At 48.0% G+C, this 17438-nt stretch carries 11 protein-coding genes and 1 other RNA gene; 3 read left to right on the top strand and 9 right to left on the bottom strand.

What is annotated here, in order from left to right; translation table 11 throughout:
• Window positions 1-103 precede the first annotated feature (103 nt).
• The 3 genes from EVJ24_RS11555 to secA2 form a co-directional block, all read right to left on the bottom strand.
• Window positions 104-2857: a bifunctional 2',3'-cyclic-nucleotide 2'-phosphodiesterase/3'-nucleotidase gene (locus tag EVJ24_RS11555; RefSeq protein ID WP_131441415.1), complete on the bottom strand. Its 2754-nt coding sequence runs from the start codon at window positions 2855-2857 to the stop codon at window positions 104-106.
• Between the two features lie 393 nt (window positions 2858-3250).
• The gene (locus tag EVJ24_RS11550) at window positions 3251-4060 is read right to left on the bottom strand and encodes an SLAP domain-containing protein (RefSeq protein WP_131441414.1); all 810 of its coding nucleotides are present in this window, start codon (window positions 4058-4060) and stop codon (window positions 3251-3253) included.
• Window position 4061: 1 nt separating this feature from the next.
• A complete protein-coding gene (gene secA2, locus EVJ24_RS11545) occupies window positions 4062-6425 on the bottom strand; it encodes an accessory Sec system translocase SecA2 (protein ID WP_131441413.1) in 2364 nt (787 codons plus the stop codon).
• A gap of 253 nt (window positions 6426-6678) precedes the next feature.
• Here secA2 and EVJ24_RS11540 point away from each other — a divergent pair, with 253 nt between their 5' ends.
• Both EVJ24_RS11540 and EVJ24_RS11535 read left to right on the top strand, forming a co-directional pair.
• Window positions 6679-7974 (top strand): Y-family DNA polymerase, encoded by a 1296-nt coding sequence (locus EVJ24_RS11540; RefSeq protein WP_131441412.1) that lies wholly within the window; start codon window positions 6679-6681, stop codon window positions 7972-7974.
• Window positions 7971-8300 (top strand): YolD-like family protein, encoded by a 330-nt coding sequence (locus tag EVJ24_RS11535; protein ID WP_131441411.1) that lies wholly within the window; start codon window positions 7971-7973, stop codon window positions 8298-8300. The genes EVJ24_RS11540 and EVJ24_RS11535 overlap by 4 nt, the downstream gene beginning before the upstream one ends.
• Here the strand turns inward: EVJ24_RS11535 and EVJ24_RS11530 are convergent.
• Window positions 8297-9853, bottom strand: a complete 1557-nt coding sequence (locus EVJ24_RS11530; RefSeq protein WP_131441410.1) for a SulP family inorganic anion transporter — start codon at window positions 9851-9853, stop codon at window positions 8297-8299. The two genes, EVJ24_RS11535 and EVJ24_RS11530, sit on opposite strands and share 4 nt — an antisense overlap.
• Before the next feature lie 139 nt (window positions 9854-9992).
• Complete coding sequence (locus EVJ24_RS11525) at window positions 9993-11405, bottom strand: NAD-dependent epimerase/dehydratase family protein (RefSeq protein ID WP_131441409.1); 1413 nt, start codon at window positions 11403-11405, stop codon at window positions 9993-9995.
• 140 nt (window positions 11406-11545) lie between these two features.
• Between EVJ24_RS11525 and EVJ24_RS11520 the strand changes: the two genes are divergently transcribed.
• Window positions 11546-11737 carry a hypothetical protein gene (locus tag EVJ24_RS11520; protein WP_131441408.1) on the top strand — a complete coding sequence of 64 codons (192 nt, stop codon included), beginning with the start codon at window positions 11546-11548 and terminating at the stop codon, window positions 11735-11737.
• Window positions 11738-11984: 247 nt separating this feature from the next.
• Here EVJ24_RS11520 and EVJ24_RS11515 read toward each other — a convergent pair whose 3' ends face one another.
• The 4 genes from EVJ24_RS11515 to smpB all read right to left on the bottom strand — a co-directional run bounded on the left by EVJ24_RS11515 (window position 11985) and on the right by smpB (window position 17418).
• Window positions 11985-15791: a YobI family P-loop NTPase gene (locus tag EVJ24_RS11515; protein WP_131441407.1), complete on the bottom strand. Its 3807-nt coding sequence runs from the start codon at window positions 15789-15791 to the stop codon at window positions 11985-11987.
• 489 nt (window positions 15792-16280) lie between these two features.
• Window positions 16281-16427 carry an alcohol dehydrogenase gene (locus EVJ24_RS11510; protein WP_131441406.1) on the bottom strand — a complete coding sequence of 49 codons (147 nt, stop codon included), beginning with the start codon at window positions 16425-16427 and terminating at the stop codon, window positions 16281-16283.
• Window positions 16428-16542: 115 nt separating this feature from the next.
• Window positions 16543-16898: a transfer-messenger RNA gene (ssrA, locus tag EVJ24_RS11505) on the bottom strand.
• Between the two features lie 49 nt (window positions 16899-16947).
• Complete coding sequence (gene smpB, locus EVJ24_RS11500; RefSeq protein ID WP_070328710.1) at window positions 16948-17418, bottom strand: SsrA-binding protein SmpB; 471 nt, start codon at window positions 17416-17418, stop codon at window positions 16948-16950.
• Window positions 17419-17438 lie beyond the last annotated feature (20 nt).

The following is a 17438-nucleotide window of genomic DNA, read 5'->3' as shown; positions in this document are numbered from 1 at the left end:
AGCAATTCCCAACGTTTCGTAAGGGGTTTTGTTCACTTTTTCGACACTTCTTTAACACGAGAAAAGACGGCGTCCGCTTGGGACACCGTCTCGGCTGAATCGCTTATTTCAAAACAAATTTCGCTTGTTTAGCACCTGCGCCTTTATAGTCACTCGCAATGACCGCATAGTTCCCTTTAGCGAGACCTTTCTTGAATGTGAACGTATACGTGCCGGCCCAGCTCGCCGTCACTTTAGCAACTTGCTTGCCTTTCGCATCTTTCAAGACCACAACTGCACCCGGTGTCGTCTTACCGATGAGCGCTCTTGTACCGTCCTTCACACCTTTCGTGTTCTTAGGTGTCTCGATGGCCGCTTTCTTGAGCGTGAACGTCTTCGCTTTGACGACTTTTCCGGTCACATCTTTAGCGATGACCTCGTAATCACCATAGATGAAACCGGCCCGTTTCGTGAACTCGAATGAACCGTTCTTGTCTGCTGTCGCGTAGGCGATTGTCTTGCCGTCACGTTTCAACGTCACTTTTGATTCCGGTGTTGTTTTCCCAGGAATAACGTTCGTGTTTGCGTACGTCAACTTCGTCGATAAGGCGGGCGTCGCCACAAATCCGGCACCGACGATTTTTGTTTCAGTGAACGTTTTACCAGCTGATTCACTGACAACAGTGAGTTGTTGACGTAATTTTAACGGTTTGACTGTGAAAGCATAGGTGCCATCTGCTTTGGCAGTGGTCGTCGCAAGGACTTTGCTTCCTTCTTTAAGTGTCACGTTTGCGTTCGGAATCGTCGTACCTGTGACTTGCTTCGCTCCTGGCTTGATGACATCGATTGTGAGCGTCACATCCACGGCCGCCGCTTCAAGCTCAGCCGTATACGTCCGGAAGAGGCGGTTTGCCGCGTCAGCTCGTGTCGCATCTGTCGCTTCAATCCCCTCATACAAGTCGACGTACTGCTTGCCGGCGTCTGCCGTCTCAAACTTCACGGTCCGTTTCGCGTCCGCGACGATCTTCCAGTTGTCGTCAGCTTTATAGTCGACGGCACCACGACTAGCGATAATATAGTCCGAGATGACGTTACGTGTCTCATATGCCGAGCGATAGACGATATTCTTTCCGCCGCCAAGACCTGGGAACGAGCTCGACCCAGCCCGGTAGTTGTTCGTCGCGACCAAGAACTCTTGGTCCATCGTAATCGCTTTTCCGTCATACTCGACGTTTTTGACCCGGTTCGCTGACGCGTCGAGCAGTTTCCCGCCACCGTCATACTTCGCCGGTCCCGTCACGTCGATCTCATACGTCAAGCCGTCCAAAATATCAAAGTTGTAGCTGCGGAATTGAAGGTTCAATAGTTCGTCCCCGTCCGCATCGATCTCGTTATACACCCCAGCCGACATCTCGAGCCAGTCCATCACGTCCGCTCCCGTCACTTTGACGACTTCGAGCGTGTTCGGATAGACGTACAAGTCAGCAACGTTCTTCAAGGCGATTTGGCCTTTCGGGATGTTCGTGTAGTATCCGGCATCTGTCAATTCACGGCCACCCGCTTTGAACGGGGCTCCCGCTGACAGGAGTGGCAGCCCTTTGTACGGGGCGAGGTCTGGATTCGTCTCGAGCTCTTTCTCGACGTACCATTGTTGTGCGTTCGTCACGAACTGGACCGACGCGTCGTCGCGGACAAGCGCGAAGTAGCTTTGAATGTCGTCTTGAATCTCACCGACGGAACGATTGATGTAGTCGATCGTCGCCCGGTGCTCCGTGTCGATCAGTGCGTGTGTTTCGGCATCGACCGGCGTGCTCGCCGTGACCGTGTCGAGTTTCGCCGACGCGTCGAGAATTTGCCACTTGCCGTCGACTTTCTCGAGCTCGAAGTCGATGACGCCGAGGTCTTTCCCTTGGTTGTTCGCCATGACGACCGGTTTGCCGTTGATGAGCCCCTTCTCATTGTCTACGTTCGGGAACGAGGCGAACATGCCTTTCGCATCCGGGAAGCGACCGTGTTGATGCCCCGTCATGACTATGTCGAGCCCGTCGATTTTCGTGAGCGCGTAGCCGACGTTCTCTTCGCTGTCGAGTTGGGCGTCGGCGAGCGCCGCACTCTCCCCGATACCTGAGTGCGCGAGCGCGACGACGACGTCCGCCCCTCGGTCTTTCAACTTGCTGACCGCTTCACGCGCCGACGGGATGATATCATCCGCCGTCACACGGCCTTGGAGGTTCCCCGAATCCCACGACATGATTTTCGGTGGTACGACACCGAACACGCCGACTTTGATCGTATGCGTCTCCCCGTCCGTGTCCGTGACCGTTCGTTCGATGATTTGGACCTCTTGTCCGTCAACGTTGAACTTCGATACGATCGGATTCCCCTCTAAATCCTTGACGTTCGAGTTCACGAAACGAAGTTTGCCTTTCGACCCTTCCATCGCGTCATATAAAAATTCAAGCCCGAAGTTGAACTCGTGGTTACCGAGCGTGACCGCGTCATAGTCGAGCGAAGCCATCGCCTTGTACATCGGGTGCTCGAACGTGCCCGGATTTTGTTGATGCAATTCGCGGATGTAGTCTCCGAACGGTGTCCCTTGAATCGTATCCCCGTTATCGAACAAGAACGTGTTCGCCGCCCCCGCCTGTGCCCGGTGCGCTTTGATCAGCGTCGCTGTCTTCGTGAGCCCGATCGTCTCATCTGCCTTGTCTTGGAAATAGTCATAATTCGTAATGTTTGTATGTAGGTCGGTCGTCTCTAAAAATCGAAGTTTGACGAGGTCTTCGTCCGACGCCGCCAAGACGTTCGGTGCTTGTAGCGGTAACGTCGAAGGCAATACGAGTGCGGTCGCGATTGTCCATTTCAGAGCAGTTTTCATGTTTGTTTCCCCTTTTGAATCAAATTGGTCTCACCATTTTCAATATACCACCCGCTTGTAAGCGCTACCATATTTTTTTTTGTAAGATAACTTATAAAATTAAATACAGCACACGAAAGTGAACATGAAAGCTTGTTTTATCATATCAGAACACCTAAAATCTTGAATTCAGGATGGCCATCCTGTCCATTGCGAGCCGAATCGGGTGAACGCCTTCGACCGTCTCGCAGGAGATTTGGCGCAATTTCGGAAATGAGTCTTTTGCGGAGGAAGTGGTGGGCTGAGATGGATGTCGTAATCTTTTTACTAGTCTATGGTGAATAGGCCGACCGGATCTTGATGTCCATGACAAAAGCCCAGAATCTCCGTGTTTTAGAGAACCTGGGCTTTTCCTTATTGTTTGATGCGGACCGTGAACGGACCGTCCGCTGTGACGTCTTCAAAGACGACCGAGACCGGATAGGCGTGTTTGCCTTGGACCGGCTCGCTCAAGCGAATCGTCGTGTTCGCGATCGCTTCGTCCCTGCTCACTAGTTCGAGCGGTAACTGTTCAACGTTCAGTTCATGCTCATAGCCGTTACGGAGAAGCAACGTCGCCGTGACGTTCGTCTCACTTGTTTCGACCGAGACGAGCATTAAATTGAACTCATTCTCGCCGACGGGCGGTGTCGACACGTTCGTGCGACGAAGCTGTTGCCACGCCGTGTTCGAAAATTGTTCGACTTCCTCATCTAGAAGCATCTGTAACGGATCGATCGGATTCATTTGGAAGACGAGTCGCATCGACGTCAGTTCTTCCGCTTCAAACTCGCCGAACAGTTCATCTGCAAAAAAGTCCAAATAGACCGGTTTGCTCGTCCACGGCTCGAAGCTCGGAAGGTCGACACGGCTCAATACTTTCCGTCCGAGCGGGACATTGTCTTTGTTCAAGAGGAGAACCGGCAATTCATTGACTTCGAACGAGCTCGGGAGCGTGTTCCGGAACAAGGCGACGAGTGACAGGCCGTCCATTAAGTTTTCTGCGTGCAACAGCTCGATCGACAGTTGGTTGTCGAGGAGCGCGGGCAGCCGCTTCGCATGATAGCGGAACATGTACTCGTCTTCTTTCGGAATCCCCATGTCGCTGTCGATCACGAGCGTCAGTTGACGCCCTGTCTCAGTCTTCCCTGTATCGATCTGTTTACGTTTACGAAATCCTAACATATTACTCCTCCTCCGATTGCGTGACGAAATAGCGGTCGAGCTGACATACTTCCGTCGTCACTTCACGGGCAATATTGACATACGTCTGTTCGAAGATCTCAAATCCTTCTTTACCGAACTGACGACTCGGGTCTTCCTGCCCATAACTGCGGAGTCCGATGCCTTCTTTTAATCCGCTCATCGTCGTGAGGTGGTCCGTCCATTTCCCGTCCAACGCCCGTAACAGTGATTCTTTGACGAACGTGACGACTTCCTCGGCTTGAAGACGAGCCTCGGCCGTCTCGACAAGATCGTCAATCCACGGCGCAAGCTCTGCCTTCAATTCCAACGAATCGGCGATCTCATCTGACCAGACCGGCTCGCGCGTCGTCAAGTAGACAAGGTCTGTCTTTAACTCGTCGAGCGGCCATTCTTCTGGGACGAGTTCGTCCGAGACGTGCATGTCGATACTGTTCGCTAAAGCGAGACGCATCATACCGAGCACGTTGTTCGTGATCGCCGCAGCGTCGGCGTTGACCGCCTGATCGCGGATCGTGTAGATGATTTTCCGTTGTTCGTTCAAGACGTCGTCGAGCTTAAACAAGTAGTCCCGAATCGAGACGCCGAGTCCTTCGATCGTCGTCTGCGCGTACTCGATGACGTCAGCCGCGTCTTTCGATAACACTTCGCCATGCTCGTTCGGCTTCAGTTTCTTCTCGATGCGCTCAAGTTTTTGGATTGCGTACCGTTTGACGATCTCATCTTCGAGCGAGACGAAGAACTGCGTCGCGCCGGGATCGCCTTGACGTCCTGAACGGCCACGGAGCTGGTTGTCGACACGTTGCGACTCATGGCGTTCCGTCCCGATGACGAACAAGCCCCCCGCTTCTTTCGATTTCGCGTCAAGCATGATATCGGTCCCGCGACCGGCCATGTTCGTCGCGATCGTCACTTTGCCGAAGCGTCCGGCGTCGGCGATGATGCCCGCTTCTTGCGTGACCGTCTTCGCGTTCAACACCTCGTGCTCGATCCGCTTGTTCGACAAGTGTTTACTGATGGCCTCGGACTGGGCGATCGACGTCGTGCCGATCAACACCGGGCGTCCCGTCTCATGCAGTTCGACGACTTTGTCGGTCACGGCCGCATATTTTTGGTCGACCGTCATAAAGATGCGGTCCGGGTGGTCTTCGCGCAACCGCGGCCGGTTCGTCGGCACTTGGACGACGTCCATGTTGTACGTCTTCAAAAACTCTTGGCGAGACGTCTGGGCCGTCCCGGTCATACCGCCGATGAGCGGATACATCCGGAAATAATGCTGAATCGTAATCTCGGCCGTCGTCTTGTTCTCCTCGGTGATCGTGACGCCTTCTTTCGCCTCGAGCGCCTGATGGAGCCCTTCCGACAGACTGCGCCCTTCCATGATCCGTCCCGTGAACAAGTCGATGAGCTCGATCTTGTCTTCTTTGACGATATAGTCGACGTCGAGTTCGAACAAGACGTTCGCCCGGAGCGCTTGGACGAGGTAGTGATAGAGCACTTGATGCTCGGCGCTGAACAAGTTGTCGACCGCGAACATGTCTTCGATTTTCAAGATTCCGGAGTCAGTGAGCGCCGTCGATTTCGATTCGAGGTCGACTTCGTAGTCCGCCTCGTCGAGCTCGGTGACGACACGTTGCGCCAACTCCTTCAAGCGGATGTGCGAGCGGTCTTTTTGCGCGATGATGAGCGGCGTCTTCGCCTCGTCGATCAAGATGCTGTCGACTTCGTCGATGATGGCGAAGTGGAACGGGCGCTGGACGCGCTCTTCCGGTGACCCGACCAAGTGATCGCGCAAGTAGTCGAACCCGAACTCGGTCCCGACGCCGTATGTAATGTCGGCCTGGTACGCAGCGTGCTTGTCGCTCTGTTCCATCTCAGGAACGTTCAACCCGACCGAGAGACCAAGGAAATCGTGGATCTGCCCGATTTGGTTCGCGTCACGCGTCGCGAGATATTCGTTGACGGTGATGACGTGGACGCCTTTGCCTTCGAGTGCTATGACGTAACTCGGGAGCGCGGCGACGAGCGTTTTCCCTTCCCCGGTCGGCATCTCGGAAATGTTCCCTTCGAGGAGGGCGAACCCGCCGATGAGCTGGACGTCATAGTGACGCATGCCCAAGACACGCACCGCCGCCTCACGGACGAGGGCGAACGCTTCCTCGGCGATGTCATCGACTTTGGCGCCGTCGGCGATTTTTGCTTTCAATGTTTCGGTATATGTGCGCATCTCATCGTCAGAGAGCGCCTGCATCGTTGTCTCTAATTGATTGATCCGGTCGACGCGGCGTTGATAGCCTTTCAAGCGTCGGCTCTGGTCGTTCGTCAATTGCTTTACAAACTGAATCACGTTGTAGCCTCCATTTAGTTCACAGTCATTGTCAAATCCATACCCGTCTATTATAGCGAAAATCTACTCGTTTCGGAGACTTTTTTACGAAATCTTCCTAAAAGATGGTTTTTAAATTGTGAAATTCCTATAAAATTTGGGTAAATTTCAAAATACATTCACAAGTTTATTTTCATTTTGCTATTTGAGACGGTTTGAGACCGTGATACGATAAGAAAAACAGAACGTTTGTTCGTTAAAAGGGGATAGAATCATGCGCCGGCGAATCTTCTGTGTCGATAGCGTCTCATTTTATGCCAGCTGCGAGTGTGCAGCCCGTCACTTGAACCCGTACAAGACGAAGCTCGTCGTCTTGTCGAACTTACAGGACAGCGGCGCCCTCGTCCTCGCCGCGACCCCGCCGCTGAAACGACTCGGCATCAAGACTGGCTCCCGGCGCTTTCACATCGACCGTCTGCCGTGGCATGAACGACGGCATGTCCTCTACGCCGAGGCCCGGATGAGCCATTACTTGAACGTATCGGTGCAAATCGTCCACATCCTGCACCAGTTCGCACCGCCTGAGGCGATCCGCGTCTACTCGGTCGATGAAACGCTCGTCGACTTGACGGGGACGGAGCGCTTGTTCGGGAACGATGACCACGTCGCCCGCCTCATTCGCTCGACTGTCTTCCGCTACACCGGCGTCCCGGTCACGATTGGGATCGGACCGAACAACGTCCTCGCCAAACTCGTCCTCGACTTGCATGGCAAAAAGACCGGTGTCGCCAGTTGTGCCCTCCACGACGTCGAACGATTGATCCATCCGGCGCCGATCGAGAAGATGTGGGGCGTCGGGGCGAAGATGGCGGTCCATCTCCATCGGCTCGGCATCGACACGATCGGCGACCTGGCCCGTTATCCGCTCGACGTGTTGCACGATAAGTTCGGTGTCATCGGCGCCGAGCTGTGGCATCACGCCTGGGGCATCGACGAGTCGCCGACGATCTTGCCGGCGAGTTCGCTGTTCGGGGCGAAACGCCAACGGCCCCGGACGATTGGCCACGGCATCACGCTCATGAAAGACTATACGACGGAAAGTTCGATCCGACTCGTCTTGCAGGCAATCGCCGTCGAGGTCGGGATGCGGACGCGGCAGTCGGGACTCGTCGGCGGCAGCATCCATCTCGGTGTCCGCTACACTCGGACGAGCGAGCGGCGCGGCTTCAGCAAACAAAAAAAGCTCGCCCGCTTCACGGCGGACGAGCGTGAGTTTTTACCAATGTTGTTCCAGCTGTTTCTCGAGGCGTGGGACGAGACGGAGGCGGTCCGTTACGTCTCGGTCGCACTCGGCAAGCTCGAGCCGCGGAGCGATCACGTCCAGCTGTCGTTGTTCGAGGACGAGTGGGCCCGGGCGCGCCGGTTCGACTTCCTCGACCTCGTCGATCAATTGAACGTCCGGTTCGGCCGCGGCACGATCCGTCCGGCCTCGAGTCTACTGAAAGACAGCCCGCTCCGTACGCGGCAACGCCTGATCGGCGGACATAAACAAGGAGGTGAACCGTCATGAGCCAAACCCGCTACAAAGACCGCGGTGAATTGAAATGGATCCCGTTCCTCATGCCCGAGCACGTGGCACTCCTGAAGAAATATTACGCCCACGTCCAAAAGATTGAATTACCCGATATCGATGAGCAATTGCTCTACATGTGGCAGACCGAGCTCGAACGCGCCATCCGGGAAGGTGATCAAGTCGAGCTGACGTTGTTTGAGGATGGCATTGCCCGCTCCGTACGTGGTTACGTCCATGCCATTTATTACGCCGAACGCGAAGTCGAGCTGTTCGATACGGACGTGCGCCGCATCCCGTTCAGTCACATCTTGTCGGTCCGTTAAGACGCGTCAATCGCGTCTTGCGTCGTCTCGAACGTCGCAATCCCGTCGAGGACGCCGTAGTGGTCGAGCGTCTGTCGCACGGGTTCTGACAGATGGGCGAAAACGACACGACGGTCGGCCGCTTTTAGTTCCCGGACGACGCGGCGAACTTCTTCGACCGCCGTCACATCGATGACCGGGCAGCGGTGGAAGTTGAAGATGAACACGTCGGGCTCGTTATGGATCTGTTGCAGGACGTGCTCGAACATCTCGATCGCCCCGAAGAAGAGCGGCCCTTCGACGCTGAAGACGACTTGGCCGTCGCGCGTCACGTAACGTTCCGTCTGTTCGCGGACGTCGATCGTATCGGCCATCCGTTTCGCGAACAAGGCGAGCGCACAGATGACCCCGACCTCGACGGCAACGACGAGGTCGACGAAGACGGTCAGGCCGAGCGTGACGAGCAAGACGAGTGACTCGGCGGAGCGATGTTTGAGCATCTCGAAGACGTGGTGCCGCTCCGACATGTTCCAAGCGACGCGCATCAAGATCGGCGCGAGTGCGGCGAGCGGGACATAGCTCGCGAGTGGTGCCAAGACGAGCACGGCGAGGAGCACCGTCAACCCGTGGATGACACCGGAGCGGCGGCTGACGGCCCCTGCTTGGATGTTCGTCGCCGTCCGGGCGATCGCACCCGTCGCCGGGATGCCGCCGAAGAACGGGACGACGACGTTGGCGAGCCCTTGCCCGAACAGTTCCTTGTCCGGGTTCATCTTCGTGCCGGCCATGCCGTCCGCGACCGCACCTGACAATAGCGACTCGAGCGCCCCGAGGAAGGCGATGGCGAACGCCGATGGGAGCAGTGTCGCGATCAAGTCGAGGTCGATCGTGAGCCAGTTGAAGTCAGGCAGTCCGCTCGGGATACCTCCGTAGGCGCTGCCGATCGTCGCGACTTCGCCAGGGATGACGAGACTGACGAATGTCGGCACGAGCATCGCCATCAAGAGGAGCGGTAACTTGACGGGCAGTTTCGGGACGAGCCAGAGCGTCAAGAAGCCGATGGCGGCGATGCCGATCGGCCAGAGACTCGCCTCCGGCAGTGACGTGACGAGCTGTAGGACGTTCTCATGGAAGTGCGGCGCCTTCTCGAACGTGATGCCGAACAGTTCATCGAGCTGGTCGACGAAGATGACGACGGCGATACCCGCTGTAAAGCCGATCGTGACGGCGCGCGGCATGAAGCGGATGAGCCGGCCGACGCGGAGCACGCTCATAAGGAACAGCAAAATCCCGGCGAGAAACGTCGTCACGAGCAACCCTTCGTAGCCATGCACCAGCATGACCCCTGAGACGATCGGGATGAAGGCGCCGGTCGGTCCAGCGATTTGGAACGTCGAGCCGCCGAACAGGCTGACGAGGATGCCGGCGATGATGGCGGTATAGAGTCCATACACCGGTCCGACGCCCGAGGCGATCGCGAACGCCATCGCGAGCGGAACGGCGACGACCCCGACGGTGATCCCGGCCGAGATGTCTTTTTGCCACGCCTCGCGCTTACTCATTAAATTGTCCATCTTGCATTCCTTCTTTCCATTCGTTCGAAAACAAGTTCAGTGTACGCCTGTCACCGCTTCTTGTAAACGTCACAGAAGAAACGTTTACATAATCGACAAAACAAAAAGACGTATCCATCACGCGATGGACACGTCTTTGTTAATTGGTCGGTGCTTCGACGACTTGGTCGCCCTCGTCCGCATCTTCCCCAAGCAGACGGACGTGACGGCCGAACAGCCACATGACGACGAGGTGGGCTTTCGCCTGCGTCTTCGTATAGAACCACCACGGCAGCGCCGGTACGAACTCATGAATGGCGATGAGTCCCTCGTCCGAGTCCGGGAGCCGCCTGAATTCGAGGCGACCGGTCTTATCTTCCTCGGTCAGCTTCGCGAACAGTCCCCCGTCGATCTCGAACGATGCCATGTCGTCCGTCGCCGCATCTTCAAGCGACAGATGGAGTGCGACGAGTGACGGGCGCAAAAGCGCGATCTCCCAATCATCCTGTTCTTTCGTCGTCTGGATGAGCGGATACGCGACCCGCCCGAGCCATTCGAAATATTCGTCGGCCATCCAAGCCGCTGATTTATCGTCTGGCAGACCGAAACGTTGAATCGAACGGACCGTATACTGTTGCGGCGCTTTTTTCTTCTTGCCGCCGCCCGACATCTGTTTCTCTTCTTCCTCGAGCGCGTGCTCGACCGCTTCCTTGAACGGGATCTCGCCTTGTTTGACGCCGTCCGTGTCTTTGGCGACCATGGCGTGATCCATGCTCTCGACGAGCGGATAGACGGTGTCTTTCGGCTCACCGGTGACAGCCATGACCCAAAGCCGTGACAGCTTGATCGTCGGGAACGGGAAGTCGATCATGACGCGACGCTTGCCCATGACGTCAGCCGTATCTTCGATCATCTTCCGATACGTCATCACTTCCGGACCACCGATGTCGATATGATGGTCGTACAACGATTCGGCCCCGACGACCGAGATGAGCGCTTGGACCGCTTCACGCAGGTCGATCGGATGTGTCTCCGTCTTCGTCCAGTTCGGGAGGATCATGACCGGGAGTCGTTTGACGAGTTTCGCGAGAATCGGAAACGACGACCCTTCCGGACCGATGATGAGCCCAGCCCGGATCGTCGTCACCGGGACACCTTGCCCGCCGAGGATGCGTTCGACCTCGAGCCGGCTCTTCAAGTGCCGTGACAACGTCTTCGACTCTTTTGGAATGATGCCGCTCAAATAGACAATCTGCTCGATATCGTTCGCGCTCACTGCCCGGGCGAAGTTATCAGCGATGAGCGCGTCCATGTCCTCGAACGTCGCCTGCGTCAGCCCGCCGTCCGGGATCATCGAGTGGACGAGGAACATCGCATAGTCCGCTCCCTCGCACGCTTCACGCGTCTGTTCATACGAGAACAAATCGCACGACCGCCACGTGATATGGGCCTCGTCTTCCTTGTTCTTCGTCGAGCGCGACAAAGCGATGATGTCATATTCTTCTTTTAAATGATTCATCACGTTCGAGCCGATATAGCCGCTCGCGCCCGCGATGACGATAGTTTTCCGCATAGTGGTCACACTCCCTTTAATTTTGCACATAGAAGTTATGTACCCGTCTTGGACTGAGGTTAAATCAGTCGCGCGCCCTACAGTATGCATTGGAAAATATATGTAAACTAAAGCCAACTACATTCGGAGGAGGAATGGCTATGGGATTTTGGTATTTCTTGATGCTGTTGATCGGTGGCTGGCTCGTGATTCGCGGCCTATTCAAAAAGAACACGAACGGACTGATGCGGTTCGGGACACTCGTCATCGGAGGTTTGTTGATTGCACTCGGCTTGTTCATGTTCCAAGATGGCAGTGATGCAATTGTTGCGGATTTATTTAACTTGTGGTGAGGATTCAATAACTGAAAACGAGTCGAACCTGATCAGTGAGGTTCGACTCGTTTTATGTCTTTGTAGTCCATTTTGAATTTCAACTTTTTTCATCAAGTCGAATAAAATGATGATGTCATTTTTTCTTTTAAGTAGCTTCAAATGTTCAAACCATACAGCTACTCTTAAAGTGACGACAAAAGTTTTCCGGGCAAATTAAACTGTTTCTTAATTTTTTAGTATAGAGATAATGCAACAGTCACAAAAATTAGGAAAACTTATTTTTGCTATTTACTACTATATCTGAATCCAAAACTTTGAAACTAGCAATTAACTTTCTCTCAGATAACATATTCATTAAGTTCAATACTATCTCATTATTTTTAAATACAATATTTCTATTGCGAATAATGGTTAGTTCAGAAAAAGGCTTTGGCATTGCTTTTAAAGCTTCTATTAAAGATTCTTTCTCGAAGATATTAGACTCTAATATTGCCATAAATATTAGTGCTCTATCCTCTTGAGATAATTCCGACACAGTGAGAAGATTTTCAATATCGGTATATTGCAAATTGAAATCTTCAAAAGAAAAATCAGTTTTTCTGAATTCATTCAAATACCAGAAAATAATAGTAGAGTTCAAAACCCTTCCATTTTCCAAAGAGGTAAATAATAGTTCTAATTTAATCTTTAAATCAATGTCTGAAGATTCAATGATCTTAGCAAATAAATTTAAATCTTCTTCTAATGATATGACTTTATCAACAAAATTGTCATCAACAAAATTAATTAGATATCGTTCGCCTACAGTAGGCTCATCATTTGTTTTGAAGAAGTTATAGTAATCCACATTCCAAGGAAGTAAATTACTCTTTACTAACAAATTAAAAGTTGATTTAACTGTTTCATTCTGAAGATTATGCAATAAATCATTTAAAAATGTTGTTAATTGATAAATAGAAAAAATATTAGAGTTAGCAATAGCAATTAACAAATTGTTTAGGCCGTTTTCTTCAGAAGGTTTCAATTTCTTTTGTCCTAAGTCTTGAATAAAGAGATTAAATGTATCTGAGAGTCTATCTGGATTATCAAGAGAATCGATAAACTCATCCATATAATACTGATATTTATGGTCGCCTACATTCGTATAAAAGTGAAAAAAATTTTCCCATGAGTTCTTAATTCTTTTCAACTCGATAATTTTTAAGTATATCTCTAAATCGACCTCGAGCGAGTCTAATAGAGTAATCTGTCCGTTCCATTTTTCTAAAATATTAATTTTTAACCCATTAAATATTTTATCGTTGTTTAGAAGTTTAATGACTTGTTCCTCTTCTTCTACGTACGTTTCATGAATTAAAAGTACATCTTCTACAAATTGATTTATATTTTCTTCAATTCGTTCTCGAAGATTCTCCGAGGGATGAAAAATTATACTCTTATAATCAATATTTGAACTAGAATTTTCAGCATGGGTGACAAAAGTTTGAATAATACTACTAGTTATTTCATAGGCATTTGCTTCTATAAGGGACTCAATCAATAGTTCAGAATTGTTACGAGAATTAAGCGTCGTAAACTTTACATTTAAACCGCTTAACAGTTCACTCAATTTAATTTTATTTTCATTACTAAAACTTTCAGACCCTTCCCACCAAAATAAAAAGTCTGCATCTTCTTCTATAAAGTTTTTAATATTATCATTATAATCCATCTTAACAATCAAATCGGTAGGAATATTATCAAACAGTTTCAAGAAAAATTGTTTTGTTTTTGTTTTAGATTGTAATTCACTTTCAATTGAAGTCCATAATTTATAGTTTAAAGATGCCAATTCATTTAAAAATATCTTTTCTTCATTTAATAAATCTTCAGTATCACAGTAATCTATGAAACCTATTATAAATTCTCTAACCACTTTGTTTGTTACCAAATTATTTGATAAAAACTCTAAAAAGAATTGTTTTTTCATTAACACTTCTTCGTTGATATTTCTTTTCAAAAGATAAGAAAACAAATGGAAATTTAAAATAGTTTCTGTTTCAAAATGCTCTTTTTCTAATTTCTTTTGAACTTCGTTAACATACTTTAACCCGAAATTGAAATTAGCTTTCTGGTTAAGTCTCACTTTCTTTAAAAACTCTAAATCTTCCAGACTCATCGCACCTTCATAAAAATAAGTAACATATTCCTCATAGTTCTCATCAATCCACCCTTGAAGAAGTAATACATTGAGAAGTTCCATATCTTTGAGGATCATTTCGATTTCTTTTACTTCATCAATTGGAGTATGTCTTAAAAACTCAGAAAAAGAGTAAGAATAGATTTCTTTCATTTCTCGTTGAAGTTTATCGATAGAGGCATTCAACTCATCAACTACGGAATCATTTTTAGACTTAATAAATTCTATTCTCTTTTGGATACTAATTGCTTTTCCATTTGCAGTTAGGAATTTTTTTAAAGGTAAATTCATACCATTTTGTCTATTTCTTATATTCTGCTCAGAGAGAGGATCTAATTGTTGAACTAAGTTCATAAATTCTATCATTTCACTTTTAGAAGACATTTTAAATATTTTATTATTTAGCTGTATCTCATTAGATGTATTTAAAAATTCTACTTTTCTTAGATAAACCATTGCTAACTCGTCTAATTCATCTAAAAATTCATTTTCAATCTCATAAAGTAATTTAGTTTTCTTTTGTACCTCTGCCTTTTTTATTTCTAAGATTTTTTTTGAAATTATATTTTTGGATTTGAAAACATTTACTAAATTCCCTTTAGTATATAGTAATTCTGAGTAATCCTTAGGATAAATATTTTTATATACAATTATGGCAAACAGTTTGTTTTGTACTATACCAGAATTGTTGAGTGCGCTCCTAAATATCAAATATTCGTTACAAATATTTTTGAGCACTCTCATATCACTAATAAAAAACGAGACATCTGTAATTAGTTTTTTTGAAATTCCATCTGAATCAGATTCCTCGTGTTTAAGAAAATTATCAAGCTTGTTAAGAAGAATACTTTCTGAATTTGATGAATGCATTATTTTCACCATAGGAATTATAAAGTCAAAAAATTTAGTTCTATTTTGAATTTCTTCAATGCGATCGTTTGATGAAAAAATATCATCTTTTAAAGCATATATAAACACTATCGATTTTTCGTTTAATTCTTCCGATTGGTTTAAAAGTTGGTTCAATCCCCTTAGTCTTTCAAAAATATTTAGATTATCAAACCTATCTAAATCTTCAAATACGACAATACTGTAATCATTTTTTTTGAAAAAATATATTATTTCATCTAAGTATTTATTAAAAACAGTATTGGTCCCTTCAGTGTTCAATTCTATACTTGATTTTCCTACTCCTAACGATTTAATTTTAAAACTCTTTGTAACTGTTATTATTCGATAGATTGTAAACAATGTAAAAAGTAAAAATAATATTAAATAGAGAGTCTGTGTAGTATTTAATCCGAAATTAGTAATATTTTTGTACAAATCAATGTAAAGTTCATATTTAAGAGACAAAAAAGTAACAAATAAGGCAATAAATATAATTATAAAATCAATGATAGTTTGAAAGACACTCTTAGACTGTATTCTATTAAATCTAGAGTCTGGGATTCTTTGAGGTTTTACTTTATAAAACATCTGCTGCATAATATTGTGTTCCAACATGTTAACTACTTTATTTTGAGTGATGGTATTATTTAGACTACCTTCTTTTAAATCAAGTTCTTCCATATCAATGAATGTCGCAGCTGAAATTTCTAGCACTTTCTTCTTCCCATTGAAATTACTCCAAAAAGACTTTAAAACACTACTTTTACCTGACCCATAAGTTCCTGTTATTGCTAGATTTTTTATATCTTTATTATTCAAAGCCCAGTCTAATGTATGCATATAAATTGTATTGTTAGAAGAAGTATCAGGGAGAAGGGTTTCAAAATGAAATAATATTTTTTGATCCTCATCATTAATGTAAAACTTATCCTTAACAGGACTTTCATTTATATTGTCTGGATTATTATTTTGATTCCCTATTAATTCACTTTTTTCAAACAATCAATCTCACTCCTTAAAATCAATTAAATTCATATTCATAAAATTTACAATTGTCACCTTTACATTATAGTATGCTTGGTTATTTTCCAATATATAATTAAAAAATACTCACCATAAAAAAAGAAAGACTGCATAAAGGTCTTTCCTTAAAGAATGAAGATGGCGAAAGTCGAACCCGCGTCCTGAAGCATCGTTAACGCATGCTTCTTCGTGTGTAGTTTATCGATCAAGTCTAAATATGATACTGTCGTGGATGACTCATGCGGTTGAGCACACTCATCATCTGAGAGCTTATAACCGCACTCAGAATATTCATATTCTAAGCCAGAAGTGATTCTATTGATGCCGATTTGTTTAACTTGTGGTGAGAATCAAATCGAATCTGATTAGCAAATGGAGAAATAAGAAGAGGGCCACCCATGCATAAAATACGCACGGATGACCCTCTTAATGTATTTCAACTTCTTACGGTAGAACACTTGAAGTCAGTTAAGCTTTCTTGTCGTTTTTCTTCTGCAAATATGCTTCTCGAATCTGATTAAGCTTCTCTTTTTTATTCGAAACAGCTGGTTTTTTACCGTCTTGATACTTGGCAGCAGCCACTTTACTTTTATGATCTAATTGATATTTTCCCATTCTTTTCACCTGCTTTAATTTAATAGCTCCATTAAAATCAAAGACCTTCTAATCTCAATGAAATTAGAAGGTCTTCATTAAAAGTCATTGATTCCAGTCATTGTAGACTGCTTAAAAATGGAGACGGCGGGAGTCGAACCCGCGTCCGAAGGCATCGTAACGCATGCTTCTACGTGTGTAGTTTATCTATTGGATCTCGATGTGACACTGCCGATAAACAGGCGTTGTCGCATCCAGTCTGATTCATCTCTTCTTCGCGCCCTCAGACGGCGAGGTTGAAGCGTAGCTTGCTTAGTTTGAGACCCTGATAATCATCCACACAAGCGATGGATGTCAGGATCCGCAGGGCACTTAGGCTGCTGCGAGTTGTGTGTTAGTTTTGCCAGTTATAGGCGTTTGCGTTTTAACGAGGCCGACCCCTCGACACGCCACATACGACCGACCTACCCCCGTCGAATCCATAACGTCCCCGAGGTGGTAATTGGTACTATCACTACTATACCACAATCAGGTCTCGCTGTCAGTATTTTTGCCGGTCCCGGAGTGCCCGGTCGACGTCACGCTTCGCGTCTTTCTTCTTCAAGTCATCGCGCTTGTCATACTTCTTCTTCCCGCGCCCGATGCCGAGGAGACATTTAGCGAAGCCGTTCTTGAGATACACTTTGAGCGGGATGATCGTATACCCGTCCCGGCCTTGTGCGCCGATGAGCTGGTTGATTTGTTTTTTATGCAACAATAGCTTTCGGATACGGAGCGGCTCGTGATTGAACCGGTTCCCTTGCTCGAACGGGCTGATATGACAGTTGTGAAGCGTTGCCTCGCCACCGTCAAAGCGGACATACGCGTCGGCGATGTTGATTTTCGACTGGCGCACCGATTTAATCTCGGTCCCGGTCAACACCATGCCGGCTTCAATCGTATCTTCGATCGCATAATCGAAAGACGCTTTTCGGTTTTGCGCGAGCGCGTTCGAATCTTTCTTCTTGGCCATATTACTCAGTCCTTTATATC

Source organism: Exiguobacterium sp. SH1S21 (genome assembly GCF_004337175.1).
In the GTDB taxonomy this organism is placed as follows: Bacteria; Bacillota; Bacilli; order Exiguobacteriales; family Exiguobacteriaceae; genus Exiguobacterium; species Exiguobacterium aurantiacum_A.
The sequence above is the reverse complement of the archived record's forward strand: the minus strand, read 5'-3'. Positions and strand labels throughout refer to the sequence as shown.